Raw genomic sequence first — 18,690 nt, 5'->3', positions numbered from 1 at the left:
CGGTCCAAAAGTTACTTGAGCAGTCAATCGGCACCTTTTTGGTCTTCGTAAACAAGTAAGTTTTCAAAACCAGTTTGACGGTGAACTTCGTAAGTTAAAAGCATCACCGAATTGGCTAAATTAAGCGAACGACTGGCGGGTTGCATCGGGATTCTCAAACAACGCTCGGGAGCGGTTTGTAAAATCGTTTTGGGTAAGCCATCTGACTCGCGGCCAAACATTAATCAAACTTCTTTTTTGTGCTTGGAAAAATCGTAATTAGCGTAGTTGGTCAAGCCATAACGCGTTAAGTAAACGATCTTTTCGGTTGAGTATTTACGTTGAAAAGCATAGTAGTCAACGTGAATTTCGTGCTCAATGTCGCTCATCCGGCGACCAGCGGCAGCCCGTTTGAGCAGGCGCGGATGAGTGTCAAAACCCAGCGGGCCAATTAAATGAAGTTTAGCACCCGTCGCTTTGCAAATCCGCACGATGTTACCGGTGTTATTGGGAATTTCTGGTTGGTAAAGAACGACGTTAATTTTCATAACCGACTCGACCCGAATGCTCAGCGACTAGTTTTAAAATTTGGAGAGTAGTTTTAAAAGAGTGCTTGGCGACTTTCCAAAGTACGCCTGGTCCGTGTTTTAAAACTAACTCGCGACCGACGCTAACGATTTTGGGATTGCTTGAGCCCAGCGGGAACAGGGTGTTATAACTTTTGTTTTGAATTTGCATCCTCTCAATTAATTTGGCTCGCGCCACGATTGAAGCTGCCGCTACGCAAATGTATTTGCCCTCAGCTTGCGTTTCAAAACGCAGTGGTCAAGTTGGTCAAAAAACGCCAAAAGTGCCTGCCTGAGCGAGTTTTTTAACATAACGCCTCATCCGAGTGGTGCTGTTAACACCGCCGTTTGTCTTAGCAAAATCGTCAACAATCGCCAAGTCAACTTGCTCGAGCCTTTCGGCTAAAGACAATAGCGCTTGGAAGTGCAAAAGCGTTTTTAGTTCGTTAGCGTTATAAGTTTTGTTAAGACGGTTGTACTCATTTTGGTCAAGGTAACGCACGCTGGACTTGATGCGCTTTTTAATTAGTTCAAAAAGTTTAAGAACTTGCCTGTCGCTAATTTGTTTGGAATCTCTTACGCCCAAAGATCGGAAGTAATCCCAGTTAGCCCGCGGGACAAAAACGGCAGCCACGACGAGCGGCGCGTAGTAGTCACCCGCGCCAGTTTCATCGCTGCCGATAATATTTTCAGCCTGCCCTGTTTGGTTCATGCTCACATTATACTCGCAAGAACTAGGCGATAGTGGCTATAATTGCTAGTATGGTTGGCATTGATTTAACTACCATTAGTCGCTTTGAAAAACCAACTTCGGCATTGATTCGGAGAATTCTCCATCCCCAAGAAATCGCTGATTATCAGCAAAGTCCCGCCAAAAGTCTTTTTCTAGCTCAGCGCTGGGCGATCAAAGAGGCGCTTTACAAAGCCGACAACCAGTATTACCACTTCAACCGCGTGAAAATTGCTCGCGTTGGACGGGTGTTCAAAGTTCCTGGTTTTGTGGTCAGCACTTCCCGGGAAGGCGATCAGTGCGTGGCGATCGTTATTAAGGAGTTTTAGCGTGCCAATTAAGTTAAAAATCTTTTTCATGTTTCCAATTTTCGCTTGGCGGAACCACCGCGCCAAAGTGATTGCTCGTAAAATCAAAAAGTGGAAAGATGAATCGCGTTACAGCGAGCAGTGAAAAAACGACTTTGTTTTAAAAAGAGCCCGCCAGTACGCCAAACTTTTAAACGTTAAAGTGGTTGTCAAAGGTCGCGAAAACTTACCACGAACGGTGGCGCTTTTGACACCTAACCACAGTTCTTTCCTGGATTCATCAATTATGCTGATCGCACTTGCTTACCCGGGCAACGATAAGCAAGAAGCTAACATTCAGTCGGTCTACATCGCTAAAAAAGAACTCAAGAAAAACCGGTTCCGTGGTTACCTTGACATTTTGCACACTTTTTACATTGACCGCGAAAAACCGCGCGAAGCGATTAAAGTGTTTGGCGAATTTATTGACTACGCTAAAAAACACAAAAAACTAGCCGTGATTTTTCCCGAGGGCACCAGGACCAAAGACGGTTTAATTTCAACTTTCCGTTCGGGCGCTTTTACTTTGGCCAAAAAGTACTACTTACCGATTGTGCCCGTCACGATTAATAACAGCTGAGGGATTGGCGATTTGACCCGCAAAGGCGATTTAACAGTCGAGGTTGTTTTTGATAAACCGATTAAACCGGTCAGTTTCATTAACCAAGACGCCAAAACTTTGGCCGAAAGAGTTGAAAAAATCGTTAAGCGCAACTGGAAACCGCCCGTGGTCGTGCCGCGGAAAAATTCCCAAGAACGGCGGTTGGCTTAATGGAAAACCAGTACCAACAAGGCATTATTCAAATCGACAACTTCCAAGGTCCTTTTGACTTATTACTCGCTTTAATCAAAGACAAAAAACTTGACATTTTTGAGGTCAACTTAGTTGACGTAGTTAACGAGTACGTCAAAATTATTGAAAGTCTTGTTAATGAAAACGTTGATTTAGTCAGCGAATATTTGGTTATGGCCGCGTCGCTAATTAACTTAAAAGCTAGGTTATTACTCAAAGAACCGACAGAAAACAAAAAAGTTGCTAAGCAAACCCAAAGTCTCTTGCAGCGACTTTCCATCTACCAAAGTTTTAAAAATTTGGCGACTCTTCTCAAACAGCGCGAAGCGCTAGGTTTTAAAACGCTGAGCAAAAAAACCAGCGACATGAGCGAGTTTGTTAAACCGAGCGATCCGACCCGACTTGATGGTCAGGGCAACGTGATTTGACTAATTCGGACTGTTCGTCAAATGTACGCGCGTCTTTACGCTCACAACTTGCGTAAAACCACGATTAGCAAATTTAACTGATCGGCACAAGAAGCGCAAAGGCGCATTTACGATTTGCTAAGCACGCAAAAAAGTCTCACCTTTACCCAGATTTTTCGCTTGCCTTCTTTGCTCCACTTCGCCCAAACTTTTCTGACTATTTTGGACCTTGCTCGTAAGCAGGAAATTAGTCTAAGTCAAGAAAAACCTTACGCGCCGATCAGCTTGACTAAGGGAGGTCAAAATGACTAACGACAATCGTAACCAACTACTGAGCGCTTTAGTTTACTTAGCCGGTGAGCAAGGCGTAAAACCCGAACAAGTTAAACAAGTTTACGATTTACCAATTGCCGAGGCGAGGAAAATTTGTCAGTCTTTCAGCGACTGGTTTAACGCGCTCAATCTTGGGATAATGGTGCAAAGTTTTAACGATGTTTACCGCTTTGTCACCCGACCCGAACACTTTGAGCAAATTAGCAAATTAGTTACTCACGAAAAAAAGCAAAAACTCTCGCAGGCAGCGCTTGAAACAATCGGAATTGTCGCCTATCGTCAACCAGTCACGCGCAGTCAAATTAACGAAATTCGCGGCATAGCATCCGAAGCAGTCGTCAACACTTTGCTGACCAAAGGACTAATCGAAGAACAAGGGATTAGTCAAAAACCCGGCAACCCGATTTTGTACGGAATCACCGAGAAGTTTTACACTTATTTCCAAATTAACTCTTTGCAAGAATTACCTGATTTAGCCGAATTTGATTACTCAGAGGGCGTTGATAACGAATTTGATTTATTTGCATCTCAGCGCGAGTAAAGGAAACAGTTGACAATTTTAACTTTGGTATAATTGCGTTATGAAACGGGAGTTTAACACCAAAAAATGGGTTTATGACCGGATTGGTCATCTTAAGTTGGAAGCCCGTCGTGCCAGATTAAGAAACCAAATTCTCACTAGCATTCTTTTTATCGCCAACATAGCCACGCTCGGTTCGGCCGGCACAGCGCTTTACTTTTTAATCACTCAGTTTAAAGAAGTTCAAAAAAGCGCGGCTAACTTTTTGCCTTTCATATTCACGATGGTCTCCTTAACATTCATTTTGCTAACGTTCATTATGCAAATCGTGAATACCGTTTACCGCTCCCGGATGAAAGACGCGATTTACAAAGCTTCAATTGATAGTCTCAAAATCGAGATCGTTAAGTTTGAAAACCGCGTAGGTGACTACGGTCGTAAAGACGCTCGTCAATTGTTGGAAGCAGCGGTTCAAAACATTGAGGCTAACATTCGCAACTACAAACGCACTAAAGTTAAATTCCGGAACGCTTTCTTTGGTACGATCGTCGGAGGCAAGTAATGCGCGAAACATTTAACATTGAAGATTACGGACATAAGATCGTTGACTTTTTAAAGCACCGCGTCATTGGTCTGGAGCGGGCTTACGTGTCAATCAACGTGATCATTCTTCTCCTGGGACTGGCTACCTCAATTTTTTCAATTATATTTGCCTCCAAACTTTTTGGTCTGACTACCGTGCCTGACTGGTATCCCTACATAACGGCTGGGATTGGCGCCTTTACGACTTTAGTCACATCGCTCTTTAACTTCTTCCACATCCGCGAATCGCTCAAACGCGACCAAAACGCTTTAAACCGCGTTTGGGTTGAAATTAACAAGTACGAATCCCAACTTGTTCCTAAGTACCGTCTCAAAGACCGTGAGTACAACTTATTCGTGGCCGTGGAAGCGATTTTAGGTAACGAGACAGCTAAAACGGAGGTGCTTAACAGTGAACAGCGCTAGTCCGCTTGAAAAGTACAAGGTTTTAGTTCGTAAGTACCGACGTTCAAACGCCCTTTTAGTTTTCATTAACATGGCCATTTTCCTAATGTTAGCTTCAACTACCGTGCTCAACTTGTGAGCTTTGAAGTTAGATGTTTCGCGCCTAAAGTTCGATATGCTAATTCGCTACTTGTTTTTAACTATGGCTTGCGCTTCGGCTGTAGCCGCCTCGCTTTCGGGTCTGATCGGTTTTTTGAACTACAAAAAACGCTCCAAAACAGCTTACGAAAAAATTGAACTAATCAAAAAGCACTGGACGTGGTTTGAAATTCAAAAACCAGGCCTTTACGACAAAGCTAGTCGTCACGTAGATTTAATTGAAAACATTACTTCAATTTTGAACAATTAAGATTTTTTAACCAATTTGAGTTGGATGCGAATTCGCCGACAACTTGATTCTTCAGATTGTGGTCTAAGCGTAATTCAAGCGCTGCACCACCGCTTTTACCGTCGCTGACTTGGTCTAAACTTCTTGCGCGCCCAAACCGTCCTTGGTTCGCGCGGTTTAACTGCTTTTCACTTGGTCGCCTTGGCTAAAAATGTCGGCATCATCTTAACCGGTTACCGGCTTAGTTTTGATGAGTTAAAGGCGGTCAAGCAAAGTCAAAAATGGTGAGTGGCGCTAGTCGGCACAAAAGAAGCTCCCCACTACGTGATTATCACTTTTGGTAAAAACCGCTTAACCGTTTACGATCCCCAGCGCGGTAAAATCTTTTACAGTTTGAGTGAGTTTGCTCAAATTTATCAGCAAGTTGTTTTTAGCGTGGAAAAATTACCAATCCATTGAAAACCACCTGGATCGCTTGATTTTACCAAAGTATTAGCGGGACAGCAGCGAACTTTAATGCTCGTGTTTGGTTTGGGAATTTTAGAGATGATCGTCAGCTTGCTAGGAAGTTTTTTAGTTAAACTGGTCGTTGATTTAGTCATTCCCAGTCAACTCACTCGTCTGTTAATTAGTCTCGGCGCGCTTTTTGCTTGACTAGCGCTTTTGGGCGTCTTTTTTGAGACGCTGGAAAGCTTTTTAACCCGGCAGTTGCTTTGGCGCGCTGAATACCGTCTTTGCCACCTTTACTGGCAAAGTTTTTTCACCCGGACCCAAAAAGCTTTGAATCAGTTAACTAACAGCGAACATCTGCAAAGAATTACTTTGCTCAGTCAAATTTGTCCCACTTTGGTCGCTTTGTTACGCGACATTGTCTCTTCAACTAGTTTAATTTTTTTAGCGCTCGGACTAATCAGTTTTACCCATTGGCAAATTTTAACTAGCGCGGTTTTGATCGCTAGTTTAATCGGTTTAATTAGTTTTTTAGCCCAGCGCAGTCTAAAGCCGTTTTTAACTAACTGGTTAAAACAAGAAAACAAGTACTTGGGCGAATTGGTCTTGACCGTTCTTGGTAAAGATCAACTCAAATTTCCGCCTTACCAACGCTACATTCACCGCCGAATCGCTAACGCTTTACAAACGGTGCAAAACACCAAAAAAGGCGCCTGGTCTTACCAACGCACTTTCTTAATTTGACACCAACTAACCAAGCGGCTAGGACAAATTGCTTTGACATTAGTGGCTGTTTTCTTAGCGCTTGAAAACCAAATAAGTCTTGGTCAAGCTCTTTTTAGTTTGGCGATTGCCAACAACTTGTTTGGTCCTACCGAGCGTCTTGTAAGCGCTCTAGAAACCCGAATTAATTACAAAATTTGACACGAGTTAATTAACACGATTTTCGTTTTGCCCGGGGAAAATGAGCCTAAAACGCCGCTTAAATTGGACAAAATAACCAAACTAGTTTGCCAAAACTTAACTTTCCGCTACGAAAAACCGCTTTGAAAAATTGAGCACTTTGAACTCCGATCAAACTTGCATCTAGTTGGTAAAAACGGCGTGGGTAAAAGCACTTGAATGCGCGTGTTGGCCGGACACTCTCAAGGCGATCGACCGCTTTGAGTTAACGGCGCAGAGTTAAATAATTACCGCCTGTCAGATTACCGCAAGAAAGTTTGCTTGGTCAGCCCTAGTCAAACGTTTCCCGAGGCCACGCTTTGGGAAATACTAACTTGTTCATCGCGCCCAGCAAGTTTGAGATTAAACCAAAACAGGCAGACTTATCAACTTGATCATGTATTAAAGCACTTTGGTTTATCGTGAAACCAGCCAATTACCGACCTAGGGCACCATCTTTCAACTGGTCAACGCCAACTTATCGCGATTTTACCGCTCTTTGCTTGGCGCTTTGACTTAGTTTTACTTGACGAAGCGCTAGAAAACATTGACCGCAAATGAACAAAATGACTAGCTGAGCGACTGAGTCAAGTTCAAGATGCTCGCTGAATTGAAATTTCTCGTTCGCAAAACTACCTCATGCCGGGTCAGGAGGTTTTCTTTGAAAAGATCGCTACTTGCTGGTAAATTTTTTACCCCTGTTTTGTGCTTGTTGTCAACCTTAGCGTTAACTAGCGCAGTTTTAAGTCTCTTTTTGCCAGTTGAAAAAACTACCTTGGTCCGGGTGGTAATTAATTGACCTAAGCAACAAATTTGAATTAGGCCCGACCAAATTCGTTTGCTCAGTCAAGCGAATAGTCTTAAAGTCGTTTTGGACCAAAAAACTTACCATCCGCAAATCGGACCAATTAGTTACGACCAAAAACTAAGTCTTTATTATGCCCAGATCGACGGACTGCCCAGCCAGGTTCCTTACGAAACGCTTGATCTTAATTTAGTTTGGGCAACGGGTTTTCTTTGGGAGTGGTTAGTATAATGCTTAGGTGATTAGTTTAACCATTGTTAACCAAAGCGGATGACCCTTCTTAAGACGCAGCTTACTGCAAAAGATAGCTCAGCAAGTCGGTCAAAAAGTTTTAAAAAACGCCCAAGTGGAAGTTAGCGCAATTATTATCGGCGACAAGCAAAGTCAAGCGCTTAACCAAACTTACCGGCAAAAAAATCAAGTTAGTGATGTTTTAGCTTTTCCGAGCGAAATCGAAAAAAGTGGCCTCAATCTTCCGCAGTTGGTCCTTGGCGATATTTATCTCAACCGGCGTCAAATTGCTCGACAAGCGCGAACGTATGGTCACTCGCTTAGGCGCGAGTGAGGTTACATTTTTACCCACGGACTGCTTCATCTTTGCGGCTACGATCATAAGAGCCCAGCCAAAGAAAAACAAATGCACAACTTAACCGAAAAAATTATCGGTACAATTGGATTAACAAGGTCTTAAAAATGCTCGAGTTTATTCGCAAAATTCACCGTAAAACGCTCTATTCGCTGGTCGGACTGTGGGTTTCTTTTCGGGAGGAAAAGTCGCTTGTAACGCTGCTAATTATCGCGATCGTGGTGATCGGATTCGGAATTTGGCTGGGTCTTTCGCCCGTCGCTTGGGGTCTGATCATCTTGACGCTGTTTCTTTCAATTGTGATTGAAATCATTAACACCGCTCTTGAAGCAGCGGTAGACACGATTTCTTTCCAATACAACGTGAAAGTTAAAAAAATTAAAGACATTGCTTCAGCGGCCACTTTGCTCACTTCGCTAGCATCTTTTGCAGTCATTTTAATAGTTTACATTCCGCGCTTCGTGGAGGTTTTTGGTTAATTTGTCCCAGCAATTAAAAAAGCAGAAACCAGGACGACAAACGGTAGACAAAACCGCTAGTTACCAAAGTGGTCCTGACCTAAAAGATGCCAACCAAAAAAAAGTTGGTCTGGTGGCTTTGGCTGGTCTGCCCAACAGCGGTAAATCGGCGTTAGTTAACCGCCTATTAAACTACCAAGTGGCAATTAGCACGCCTTTACCCCAAACCACTCGCGACGTGATTAGGGCTATTTACAACGACCAAAATTCGCAGGTCGTTTTTCTTGACACACCCGGACTAGTCACGAGCACCAACGTTTTTAAACAAGTCTTAACTCGCAAAGCCCAAAAAACTTGGCAAGGCAGCGATTTAGTTTTGTGACTTCACCCGGTTAATGAAGCGCTAACTGACCAAGAAAAAGAGTGGGTCAAAGTTTTAGACCCCGGCCAAACGCTAGTCGTTTTAACTAAAAAAGATTTGTCTAAACGCTCAAAAATCAGTTGGGAAAACTGGCGCACGATTTGGCATGAACTTGGTTTTAAAGCGGTGGTTGCCGTTTCCGTGTTTGAAACAGCGTCAATGATGGAATTAGTTGAGGCGATTAAAAACCGGCTTCCGAGCGGGAAACCTTTTTATCCGAGTGACCAAATTACCGACCAATCGCTCCGTTTTTTGGCAGCCGAACTGATCCGTCTAAGCATCATCCAAAACACTTACCAAGAAGTGCCCTTTGCTAGCGCGGTTTTAATTGAAGAGTACCGCGAAGAAAGTCAAGCGGTTAGCATTAAAGCGGTGATTTTAGTGGAAAAGGAAAGTCAAAAAGCGATTGTGATCGGTAAAAACGCCGCCAAAGTGAAACAAATTGGCACATCAGCTCGTCAAATGATTAAAAGATTAGTTGACCAAAACGTCCACCTTTTTTTAAAAGTTAAAGTTAGGCGGTGAACTAACGACTTAAAGCAAATTAAAGCACTGGGCTATTAATTTAACTTTGCCCGCCCTAAGTTTATAATTGCTCTTATGAAAGATAAGCCAGTTAGTCTCTCCATCCATCAACATTTAATTGAAACCGGGTTTGTCTTTCCCGGTTCGCAAATTTACGGCGGATTGGCTAACGCCTGGGATTACGGTCCGCTCGGTGTCAGTTTGATTGGCCAACTCAAAAAACTTTGGTGAAACTTTTTTGTCACTCGTCAACCTAACGTTTACGGATTGGACAGCAAAATTTTAATGAATCCCCAAGTTTGGAAAGTTTCCGGTCACGTTGAAAATTTTCAAGACTTGTACGTGGAAAACAAACTGAACCAAAAACGTTACCGGGTGGACGTTTTGCTTGAGCAAATTGATCCTAACCAAAACTGACAAAGCCAAAGTCAGGCTCAAATTGAAAAATTTCTCAAGGAAAAAGTCACCGAGTGGGAAGGCCAAAAAGCGCTCTGAGGTGAAATTCGTCAGTTTAACTTAATGTTTGAAACCGACCAAGGCGTGGTCAGCGACGAAAAAAGTCGCATCTTTTTGCGACCCGAACTAGCCCAGGGAATTTTCATTAACTACAAAAACGTCTCGCGATCAATGCGGGCTGAACTGCCCTTTGGAATTGCCCAAATTGGACGTTCCTTCCGCAACGAAATCACGCCGCGCAACTTCATTTTCCGCACCCGTGAATTTGAGCAAATGGAACTAGAGTGGTTTTGCGAGCCGAGTCAAGCTGAGCAGTTTTTTCACGAGTACCAAGTTTTAATCAAGCAATTTTTAAATTCGCTCGGCCTAGACCGCGAGCGTTGACGCTGACGTGAGCACGCGGCCCATGAGTTAGCTCACTACGCCAAAAAGACTGTGGACGTAGAGTTTAACTTTAGTTTTGGTTGGGGTGAAATCATTGGTTTGGCTAACCGGGGAGATTACGACTTAAAAAAACACTCCCAAGCCAGTCAGGTCGATTTTGCGACCACTTTGCCCGGTCAGTCTGAAAAAATTTACCCATTTGTGATTGAGCCTTCGTTCGGAGTTGACCGTCTAGTTTTGGCTGTGCTGGAAAACGGTTTCACGCGGGAAAAATTAGCCGACCAAAGCGAGCGGATTATTTTAAAGTTATCCAAAGACTTAGCGCCTTACCAAATCGCCGTTTTACCGCTAGTTAAAAAAGTTCACGGTCAAGTCGCTCAAAAGCTTTACCAAGAACTCTTGAGTCAGGGTTACCGGTGCACGTACGACCAGAGCGGGTCGATCGGTAAACGTTACCGACGCCAAGATGCGATTGGAACGCCAATTTGTTTAACGGTAATTGACCAAACTAAGAGCGAAGGTCAAGTCACGCTGCGTGAACGCGATACTATGAAACAGATAACCATTATGTATAAAAATATTAAAAATCATGTATAATTGTGCTAGGTAATATGATGTTGAAAAAATGAGTGTTAAGAACAAGTATTTTGAGTCTAGCTGTGGCGCCGTCAGTCGCTTTGGCACTTTCGTGTGGACCGCGTGAACCCAAAGTTTACACGTTAAAAAACACCGACGTAACTCCAAATAGCAGTGGAAAGTTAACCATTTCCAACGATACTTTAGAGTGACTTCGCGACCAAGGCTATGACTTAGTAAAAAACGGCGACGGTAAATCGATGCTCAGAATTGAGTCTTTGCCCCAAAACTTTTGGGAATACTTTCCGCATACAACCGAAATTGCAGCCGACACTTTCCGCGGTTGAGGTTTGACCGAAATGCCTCGCATTCCGAGTCGAATTACTAAGATTGGCGCTTATGCTTTTGCATCTAACCGTTTAAAATCAATTAACTTTGAAAAAGATACCCAACTTAGAACGATTGAACGTCACGCGTTTTACGATAACGAGATCACCTCTATGTGGTCATCAAGCGATCAAAGTAGCACGCCTTTAAAGTTAGAATACATCGGTTGAGGAGCATTTAAAAACAACAAAATCGGTGGTTATGTCTACTTGCCCAAAAAGCTGCGAACACTAGAAACCGAAGCTTTTGCCGGTAACTCAATTTCGCGCGTCAGTTTGAACCCTAATTTACAAGAAATTGGAGCCAAGGCTTTTTGACAAAAAAATGCCATTTACCGCGTCAAGATTTATAACGAACAAACTCGCTTTGACGGTCAAAGCTACGATCCTCGTAACCCAGAAGAGATTCAAACGGCTTTAAAAAGAGTCTTTGGACCCGACTGAAACACGCGATCCGAAGTTTATTTATCAACCCTTAATTTGACCAAGAGCATTAGTTCGCGCAAAAGTCAAATCAATTTTAAAATACTCAAGTACGACGATGCCCAGGGAACGCTAACGCTTAAAGCAGAAGTGTCAAAAGCTGGCAAGCAAGTTCGCAAAGAGATTCAAGTTAAAAACTTCCTAACTAATAACTCGAATCCCGCGATTACCCAGACCGAACGTGAACAAGTTAAAAAACTAATCGAAAGTTTTCGGGACACTTACCAGACGGCTCACACCGATAAAACCATTTACGGCGTAAACGCTTCTAGCAAAAAAATAGCGACTCCGGAAGACCTTGGAATCAAAGACTTTTGACCAAGCAAACAAATCGAAACTCTTGGTTTAACCGCACAAGTTTTAGTTAAAAACCGTGACTTTGAAAAGGAACGTTTAGATTGCGTAGTCGTGGTTAAGTCAACTAACGGATATAACTTAGTTCGCGAATTTACAATTAGCGGATTTAGAAAAACACCTCAGTACGCCGAGGTAGGCACAACTGACCAAAAGCAGGTCGAAAATCCTGAAGGTGATCAGGAGCAAGTTGACGCTAAAAAATTGGTTGACGAGACTTTAAAAAAGATTACCGAAAAACCTTACCAAACAACGCTAAAAACTACTTTGCCTTCGGAAGTAGGGATTGCCGGGATTAAAAACAATTACAAAAGCAAAGTTCAGCTGGGAATTAGCAATGAACTGGACGCACGAGTTCCCGAGCTTGATTCAGAAATTAAAGTTGAATTTGAACTAATCCGGGTAGACGACCAAAAAGGTGAAATTGAGACGAATGCAAAAGTGAGTTATGGTGAGTACAGCCAAAGCGCCAAAGTGTTAATCACTGGCTACCAAACCACTGAAGGAAGACGCATTTCCAGCGAAAAAGATGTTGATGACATCATCAAAGAGTTGAGCGGAGAACTGCTAACTAACCAAATTGACAAAACTCCCTCCGACTTACTTGAACTAGGTGAAGAATTTTGGAAAATAGGACGTTTGATGGTTGATAACTACTTCACTAAAGACGACGCTGATTACGGAGATCGGGCTGGTCAAATTAAAAATGTCAAACTGACTCACAAAAGTTACACCAAGTTCGCTTTCGCTGAGGTGCCTAACGACGCGAAAACAACCGGAATCCCCTACGATAAATGGTGGTAGAATTTAAAGGTTAATGATCAAGTTAACCGGGGGTAAAGACGGGTGTCAAATTCGGTTATAGATAAAATCCGTCAAGAGCTTGACATTACCCAAATCGTTGGGCAAGAGTTAAATTTAGTTAAAAAGGGCAACAACTACGTTGCTCTTTGTCCTTTCCACGATGATTCAAGACCATCGCTGATTGTTTCTAGTCCAAAACAAATCTTTAAGTGTTTTAGTTGTGGCAAAGGCGGAGACGTGATTAGTTTTTACAGCGCTTACCACAAAGTCACTTTTCGCGTGGCGCTTGAAAAGTTAGCGGCCGAGGCTGGGATCGATTACAAACCCGTTCGCGCGTTAGAAAACTACTCACCCGAGGAAGAAAAAATCTTTAGTGCTCTGTCTGACGCGAGAGATTTTTTTATGAACGCGTTAGAAACTGCCCAGGGTCGTCAAGCCCGGGAATATTTAAACGGTCGGCAAATTCAATCTGCCCAAATTGAACAGCACCAAATCGGATATGCTCCCAGTGATTCGGACAAACTCTACACCTACCTAATCGCTCGCCAGCATGAACCAGAAACACTCAATTTGTGCGGTATCTTTAACCGGGAACAAAAATGCATTTTTGCCGACCGAATCACTTTTACTCTTACTAACAACGGCGGTAAAGTGGTCGGTTTTTCTGCTCGAGCGCTAGACAAGGCCACCGAACCCAAGTACCTTAACTCAAGCCAAAGTCCCGTTTTTGAAAAAAGCAAGTTACTCTTCAATTTTCACCGCGCCGAAGATGCGATTCGTAAGTCGGGCGAAGCAGTGCTCGTTGAAGGTTTTTTGGACGTAATCGCGTTAGAAAAAATCGGTTACCACAACGTGGTAGCTTTGATGGGGACTAATTTTTCTAGCTTCCAAGCAAGTGCGCTTGGGCAAGTGCGCGTCACATTGATTTTGGACGGCGACCCGGCGGGCTGAAACGCGATTCAAAAAGTTATCGCTGAACTAGTCCAAAAAAGTTTGCCCGTGGAAATTGTTCCGCTGGGAGTAGGTCAAGACCCGGACCAAATTTTTCAAACTGACCAAGGAGAAAGTCTGAAACAAATTGTCAGCCAGAAAGTTCCTTGACTCGAATTTGTTTACCAAAAAACTTGTCCCCAAAACGCCCAAACTCCGCGTGAAATTGAAATTTTTGTCAAACAAATGGCGCCGTTTTTAAAACTTGCTAACCGTCTTGAGTGGGAGTTTTACCTCAAAAAAATGGCGCGTGAATTTGACCTTAGTTTAGAGGTTTTGACCCAGATGATGCCTTTTCGGATGAGCGGGCAAAACCCGCCATCTAAAAAGCAAGCAGTCGTTTTAGCTAGCGAGCCCCAAATCGCTCAACCAAACTTTGAGGAAATTATCGTTCGCTCGATGCTCAAAAACGCCCGCCTGGTTGACGCTTTTGTCCAGAGCAAATTAGTTCTAAGTAACCCTGACCTTAATTTAATTGCCAGCTACATTGTCAATTTCGCTCAAAAACCGACAGTTCCGGTCAAAGTCAAGCAAAAATGCCAAGAAATTATTAGTAAAAGTGGTATAATCGCTAAAACACCGGACGAGTTTCAAGCCTACATTGACCGCGTAAAATGGATTAACCAGCGCCGTTTGCAACGGCAAATCCAACGTTCGCTTGACATTACCCAAGATCCTGACGTAGCAATCAAACTGCTTAAAGAGCAGATCAAACTCAAAAAAGGAACGAACAATTAAGATGGCAAAAGTTTTTGTACCACCCCAGTTTAAGACGATCGTTCAAGACCTAGTTAAAGTTAAAAAAACTACCAGACAAGTTCACCTAACCCAGGACCAAGTCTACAAATACTTGGAAAAAAAGGGTATCGCCCTCAACGATGAAGCTACTAACGATTTGCTTGAAACGTTAATCGAACTTGACCTTTTGCTTGACGAAATTGACCCCCACGACTTTGATGATTTTAAGAGTCAAGATTTTACCCAGGAAATCGGGTTAGTTAACTACGACGAAACGAAAGAAATTTCGCTCGATGACATTGAACAAACCCAGGAAATTGGCGATTTAGAACTGGTTAATAAACTGACTGAAACCGACGACATCGTTAAGTGGTACATGCGCTGAATAGGTAAGTACGGAAAACTCCTAACTCACGACCAGGAAATTGAACTGACTAAAAAAATTGAGCAAGGCGGGCGAATTGGTAAAAAAGCGCGCGACATGCTAATCAAACGTAACTTACGTCTAGTGGTAAATAACGCTAAAAAGTACAAAAACCGCGGATTGTCTTTTATTGACCTTATTTCCGAAGGTAACTCCGGGTTAATTAAAGCGGTTAGCAAGTTTGAATACCGCAAAGGTTACAAGTTTTCCACTTACGCGACTTGGTGAGTTCGTCAAGCAATTACCCGGGCAGTCGCTGACCAAGCACGAATTATTCGCGTGCCAGTTCACATGGTGGAGACGATTAACAAAATTATTAAAATTGAGCGAGACATTTACCAAGAGCTAGGTCGCAGCGCGACAGACGAAGAGATTGCCGCACGAGCAGGCGGTGACTTTGATGCCGAAAAAGTTCGCTACATCCGTAAAATCAACATCGACCCAATTTCACTCGACAAACCGATTGGTAAAGAGGATGACTCTTCTTTCTCAGACTTTGTGCAAGATGAGTCGTCAATTTCACCGATTGATTACTCCTCCCGCGAGGAACTCCAAAAACTGCTTTTTGAAACAATTAGCCACTACATTCACGACGAAAGAGAAAAAGAAATTATCATGTTGCGCTACGGAATTGGCTACGATCAAAACAAACAAAAAAACCGCCCCCACTCGTTTGAAGAGTTAGGTGAAAAATTTGACGTTACCAAGGAGCGCATTCGCCAAATTGAATCGAAAGTGATCAGACGTTTACGCCAACCGCAAAACCACCGAAAACTCCGCGAGTTTTACCGTAACATGTAAGTATGCTCAAAATTAATCACGTGGTCAAGTTCATCGGCCAACTTTTTCCCTACCGCAAAGCTTTGTCAGGCGATCGGGTCGGGCTTATTTACGGCAGTCCCCACAAACCGGTGGAAAAGGTGATTACTGCGCTAGATCTAACGCCGGAAGTGATGGATCAAGCCGTCCGTGAGCAGTGTGACTTAATCATCGTTCACCACCCGTTTCTTTACGAAGTTTCGCTCGATCTAGAGTGGCAAAAAGCCCCTTATAAACACCTTGTTCACAAACGGCTAGTTAACACGGGGATTGGACTTTTAGTTGCTCACACTAACTACGACTTAATTTGGCACGGCATGAGCGAGCAAGTGGTTGAAACGCTTTCGTTTTCAAACGTGAGAGCAATTGGCAACAACCGCGCCGGGGCAATTTTAACTACTAACTTATCGATGTACCAAATTTTCGAATTGATTAAACGTAAATTGGGAATCGAAATTTTCCGATCCAACTTTGCCGTGCCCAAAAACACCCGTTCGGACGAGCACAAAATCGCGATTTTACCAGGCGCGAGCGATGTGCGCGACATTCTGCTGGCTCACCAACAAGGAGCCCGAACAATTTTGACCTCCGACGTCAAGTGATCAACTTGACTAGTGTGCGAAACACAAAACATCCGTTTAGTCAGCCTTAGTCACAGCATTGAAAACGTTTTTAGCGATCACATTAGTGCTTTACTAAGTCAAAAGTTCCCCAGACTAGTTTGTCTGAGGCAAAAGATTAACGTGCAGGAGCACGTCAGCATTATCAAAAATTAACTTATGTCCCAAAAAATCCCTCAGCCTACGATCGGATGCCACGTCAGTTTTGCTAAGCCCCACTACTTAGTTGGCGCAGTTCGCGAGGCGCTTAGTTACGGAGCTAACGCTTGCATGTTTCACCTTGGACCACCCCAAAACGCTCGGCGTGTTAGCCCTACCCTTTACCAAACCAAAGATTACCAAAGTCAGTGAGCAAAGTTAATTCCGCCCGAAAACTTAGTCATTCACGCTCCTTACATCATTAACCCAGCCAACCCAGAAAAATGGGAGTTTGCTCGTGACTACTTAATTGCTGAAATTAAACGAATGAACTCTTTTGGTGCCAGGTACTTAGTTTTGCACCCGGGTGCTTACGGTAAAGTTGGTCCCGAAGTGGGCACCGCCCAACTAGTTAAAACGCTGGGGCAAGTTTTGGCAAACTCGGAAAAAGTAACCATTTTGCTGGAAACGATGGCTGGCAAAGGCACCGAGTTAGGGACCAGTTTGGAAAAACTCGGCCAAATTTTGGCTTTAGTAGAAAATCCGCGGTTAGGGATTTGTTTTGACACTTGTCACGTTTGGGACAGCGGCGTTAACATTCAAAACGTGGACCAGTTGGTTAGCTGACTCAAAAAACTGAAATTAATCGATAAAATCGCGGTTTTTCACATCAATGATTCTAAAAACGGACTCGGTTCGCGGAAAGACCGGCACGCTAACTTGGGTCAAGGTCAAATTGGTCTGAAAGTTTTGCAAGCGATCGTTTGGCATCCCGCTTTTCGCAAAGCGGTGATGATTTTAGAAACCCCTTGAGTTGATAACAAGCCGCCTTACCAGCGCGAAATAGCTTTGCTAAAAGGAGAAACTAGTGAGTAATCTTAGTCAAAAATTAATTCAGCGCACATCGGTCCGACACTTCCAAGACTTTGAACTTTCAGCCGGAGAAATTGAAAAACTAACTCAGGTGATTAACAACGCACCGACCTCTTTTAACAGTCAACAGTTTAGTGTTTTAATCGTTGAGCGTCAGGAACTGATTCAAAAAATTTGTCAAGTCACGCGGCAAAAACATCTTTGCCAGGCGGCTTTAATTTTGTTAGTTGTGTTAGATCGCACGCGGCAAAACCAAATTATCAAGCAAATCCACGGTCAAACGCCGGCTTACGAACGTTTTTATGAATTTAGTCGAATGGTGCTGGACGCGGGAATTGTGGCCGGGCAAATTCACGACGTTTTAATTGATTGGGGTTACGGGGTTTGTTACATTGGCTCAACAGCCGCTTTTGACCAGACAACTTTAAAACTACTTGGTTTAACTAACGACACAATTGCTTTAGTCGGACTAGCGGCTGGTAAATCGAGTCGGGCAAGCCCGGTTAAGCCTAAAATTGCCAAAGTGTTTCTCAACCGTTATAACAAAGCCGCGGCACTTAAAAACCTAGCCTCCTACCAGATTCAAAGCAAGAGTTATTTCCAGGCGATTGGTGAACCGAGTTTTTATGAACACCAGAGTCTACTTTATGAACCTAAAAAGCAACCAGAAGGTTTAAAAAGCGCGCTAACCACCATCGGAGTGAATTTAAAAAACTTTTACGATTCGCTCGTTTAAAAACGCTAGTTAGACAAGAAAAATCGCGTTTTTTCGGCAAAAATCTTTATAATTAGTCCTGTATATTGATTTCTCTGAAGTTAGTATACAGAGAGGAACTCAATTTGAATATGCAAGGCACTGTTAAATTTTTCCACGACAAAAAAGGATTTGGTTTTATCGGAGTTGAAGGGCGCGAACAAGATTTGTTTGTCCACTTCAGCGCGATTGATGGCGATGGATTTCGTAAACTAGCCAAAGACCAACGTGTGGAATTTGACATTGAAACAATTGATGGCAAAGAACGCGCCAAAAATGTTAGAGTACTTGGTTAATTAGTCCAAGCAACAACTAAAAAACCTGCCAGGCAATTGGCAGGTTTTTACTTAAGCAGATTAAAACCTAACTATTTAGGGAGTTCTAACTGCAAAAATTTAACCGAAAAGATCTCGTCGTCGGAAGATGTAATCCAGTCTTTCAACAATCACAAATTTCTTGTGAAGAGACATTTTAAATCCAAATTTGATTTGTTTGTCGCCCAACTTAGAGGTAATTTTACCTTCTAATGTTCGGCGTTTATCATCAAATTTCTCAATTTGAATTTCGTGGTCAAATTTTCGGTAAACAAAGTATTTTTCAAGGTACAGATCTTGGAGAGTAAGGTCTTTTCGTCTTGCTAAATCCGACGGAAGT

Annotated in this window: 23 protein-coding genes; 20 read left to right on the top strand and 3 right to left on the bottom strand. The window is 43.0% G+C overall.

Translation table 4 applies throughout. The annotated features are described in order from the left end of the window. Nucleotides 1–11 precede the first annotated feature (11 nt). Together CSE00_RS00110 and CSE00_RS00105 are read right to left on the bottom strand one after the other, a co-directional pair. A complete protein-coding gene (locus CSE00_RS00110) occupies nt 12–527 on the bottom strand; it encodes a tRNA (cytidine(34)-2'-O)-methyltransferase (RefSeq protein WP_127942516.1) in 516 nt (171 codons plus the stop codon). After that, nucleotides 517–1,257: a ribonuclease HIII gene (locus CSE00_RS00105; RefSeq protein WP_127942514.1), complete on the bottom strand. Its 741-nt coding sequence runs from the start codon at nt 1,255–1,257 to the stop codon at nt 517–519. The genes CSE00_RS00110 and CSE00_RS00105 overlap by 11 nt, the downstream gene beginning before the upstream one ends. 32 nt (nt 1,258–1,289) lie before the next feature. On the opposite strand from CSE00_RS00105, the gene CSE00_RS00100 reads away from it, so the two are divergent. The 20 genes from CSE00_RS00100 (at nt 1,290) to CSE00_RS00005 (ending at nt 18,332) form a co-directional block, all read left to right on the top strand. Continuing rightward, nucleotides 1,290–1,604, top strand: coding sequence for a 4'-phosphopantetheinyl transferase superfamily protein (locus CSE00_RS00100; protein WP_236631434.1), 315 nt, complete (start codon nt 1,290–1,292; stop codon nt 1,602–1,604). A 1-nt stretch (nt 1,605) separates the two neighbouring features. Further along, complete coding sequence (locus tag CSE00_RS00095; RefSeq protein WP_161565507.1) at nt 1,606–2,394, top strand: lysophospholipid acyltransferase family protein; 789 nt, start codon at nt 1,606–1,608, stop codon at nt 2,392–2,394. Next, nucleotides 2,394–3,134, top strand: a complete 741-nt coding sequence (locus CSE00_RS00090) for a segregation/condensation protein A (RefSeq protein ID WP_127943094.1) — start codon at nt 2,394–2,396, stop codon at nt 3,132–3,134. The genes CSE00_RS00095 and CSE00_RS00090 overlap by 1 nt, the downstream gene beginning before the upstream one ends. Further along, the gene (gene scpB, locus CSE00_RS00085) at nt 3,127–3,696 is read left to right on the top strand and encodes an SMC-Scp complex subunit ScpB (protein WP_127942508.1); all 570 of its coding nucleotides are present in this window, start codon (nt 3,127–3,129) and stop codon (nt 3,694–3,696) included. Before CSE00_RS00090 ends, scpB begins: the two co-directional genes overlap by 8 nt. 40 nt (nt 3,697–3,736) lie before the next feature. Continuing rightward, nucleotides 3,737–4,237, top strand: coding sequence for a hypothetical protein (locus CSE00_RS00080; RefSeq protein WP_127942506.1), 501 nt, complete (start codon nt 3,737–3,739; stop codon nt 4,235–4,237). Further along, nucleotides 4,237–4,683 carry a DUF4231 domain-containing protein gene (locus tag CSE00_RS00075; RefSeq protein WP_127942504.1) on the top strand — a complete coding sequence of 149 codons (447 nt, stop codon included), beginning with the start codon at nt 4,237–4,239 and terminating at the stop codon, nt 4,681–4,683. Before CSE00_RS00080 ends, CSE00_RS00075 begins: the two co-directional genes overlap by 1 nt. Further along, nucleotides 4,670–5,071: a hypothetical protein gene (locus CSE00_RS00070; protein WP_127942502.1), complete on the top strand. Its 402-nt coding sequence runs from the start codon at nt 4,670–4,672 to the stop codon at nt 5,069–5,071. The genes CSE00_RS00075 and CSE00_RS00070 overlap by 14 nt, the downstream gene beginning before the upstream one ends. Nucleotides 5,072–5,095: 24 nt before the next feature. Next, complete coding sequence (locus CSE00_RS00065) at nt 5,096–7,129, top strand: cysteine peptidase family C39 domain-containing protein (protein WP_127942500.1); 2,034 nt, start codon at nt 5,096–5,098, stop codon at nt 7,127–7,129. Continuing rightward, nucleotides 7,104–7,478 (top strand): hypothetical protein, encoded by a 375-nt coding sequence (locus CSE00_RS00060; protein ID WP_127942498.1) that lies wholly within the window; start codon nt 7,104–7,106, stop codon nt 7,476–7,478. Before CSE00_RS00065 ends, CSE00_RS00060 begins: the two co-directional genes overlap by 26 nt. Before the next feature lie 7 nt (nt 7,479–7,485). Next, a complete protein-coding gene (ybeY, locus tag CSE00_RS00055) occupies nt 7,486–7,938 on the top strand; it encodes an rRNA maturation RNase YbeY (RefSeq protein ID WP_127942496.1) in 453 nt (150 codons plus the stop codon). Nucleotides 7,939–7,940: 2 nt separating this feature from the next. Continuing rightward, complete coding sequence (locus CSE00_RS00050) at nt 7,941–8,312, top strand: diacylglycerol kinase (protein WP_127942494.1); 372 nt, start codon at nt 7,941–7,943, stop codon at nt 8,310–8,312. A gap of 1 nt (nt 8,313) precedes the next feature. Continuing rightward, nucleotides 8,314–9,276, top strand: a complete 963-nt coding sequence (gene era / locus CSE00_RS00045) for a GTPase Era (RefSeq protein WP_161565506.1) — start codon at nt 8,314–8,316, stop codon at nt 9,274–9,276. Nucleotides 9,277–9,312: 36 nt separating this feature from the next. After that, nucleotides 9,313–10,674 (top strand): glycine--tRNA ligase, encoded by a 1,362-nt coding sequence (locus tag CSE00_RS00040; protein WP_127942490.1) that lies wholly within the window; start codon nt 9,313–9,315, stop codon nt 10,672–10,674. A gap of 14 nt (nt 10,675–10,688) precedes the next feature. Then, nucleotides 10,689–12,680 (top strand): leucine-rich repeat protein, encoded by a 1,992-nt coding sequence (locus CSE00_RS00035; RefSeq protein ID WP_127942488.1) that lies wholly within the window; start codon nt 10,689–10,691, stop codon nt 12,678–12,680. A gap of 42 nt (nt 12,681–12,722) precedes the next feature. Continuing rightward, nucleotides 12,723–14,408 (top strand): DNA primase, encoded by a 1,686-nt coding sequence (gene dnaG, locus CSE00_RS00030; protein ID WP_127942486.1) that lies wholly within the window; start codon nt 12,723–12,725, stop codon nt 14,406–14,408. Nucleotide 14,409: 1 nt separating this feature from the next. Then, nucleotides 14,410–15,633, top strand: coding sequence for an RNA polymerase sigma factor (locus CSE00_RS00025; RefSeq protein ID WP_127942484.1), 1,224 nt, complete (start codon nt 14,410–14,412; stop codon nt 15,631–15,633). Between the two features lie 2 nt (nt 15,634–15,635). Then, nucleotides 15,636–16,427: a Nif3-like dinuclear metal center hexameric protein gene (locus CSE00_RS00020; protein WP_127942482.1), complete on the top strand. Its 792-nt coding sequence runs from the start codon at nt 15,636–15,638 to the stop codon at nt 16,425–16,427. 3 nt (nt 16,428–16,430) lie between these two features. Next, the gene (locus CSE00_RS00015; RefSeq protein ID WP_127942480.1) at nt 16,431–17,285 is read left to right on the top strand and encodes a deoxyribonuclease IV; all 855 of its coding nucleotides are present in this window, start codon (nt 16,431–16,433) and stop codon (nt 17,283–17,285) included. Further along, a complete protein-coding gene (locus tag CSE00_RS00010; protein WP_127942478.1) occupies nt 17,278–18,018 on the top strand; it encodes a nitroreductase family protein in 741 nt (246 codons plus the stop codon). Before CSE00_RS00015 ends, CSE00_RS00010 begins: the two co-directional genes overlap by 8 nt. Nucleotides 18,019–18,128: 110 nt before the next feature. Then, nucleotides 18,129–18,332 carry a cold-shock protein gene (locus CSE00_RS00005; protein ID WP_127942476.1) on the top strand — a complete coding sequence of 68 codons (204 nt, stop codon included), beginning with the start codon at nt 18,129–18,131 and terminating at the stop codon, nt 18,330–18,332. A gap of 99 nt (nt 18,333–18,431) precedes the next feature. On the opposite strand, the gene CSE00_RS02995 is transcribed toward CSE00_RS00005, so the two are convergent. After that, a partial coding sequence (locus CSE00_RS02995) for a hypothetical protein (protein ID WP_161565505.1) occupies nt 18,432–18,690 on the bottom strand: 259 nt, incomplete at its 5' end.

Source organism: Mycoplasma sp. ATU-Cv-703 (genome assembly GCA_004011965.1).
In the GTDB taxonomy this organism is placed as follows: domain Bacteria; phylum Bacillota_I; class Bacilli_A; order Mycoplasmatales; family Metamycoplasmataceae; genus RYZV01.
The sequence above is the reverse complement of the archived record's forward strand: the minus strand, read 5'-3'. Positions and strand labels throughout refer to the sequence as shown.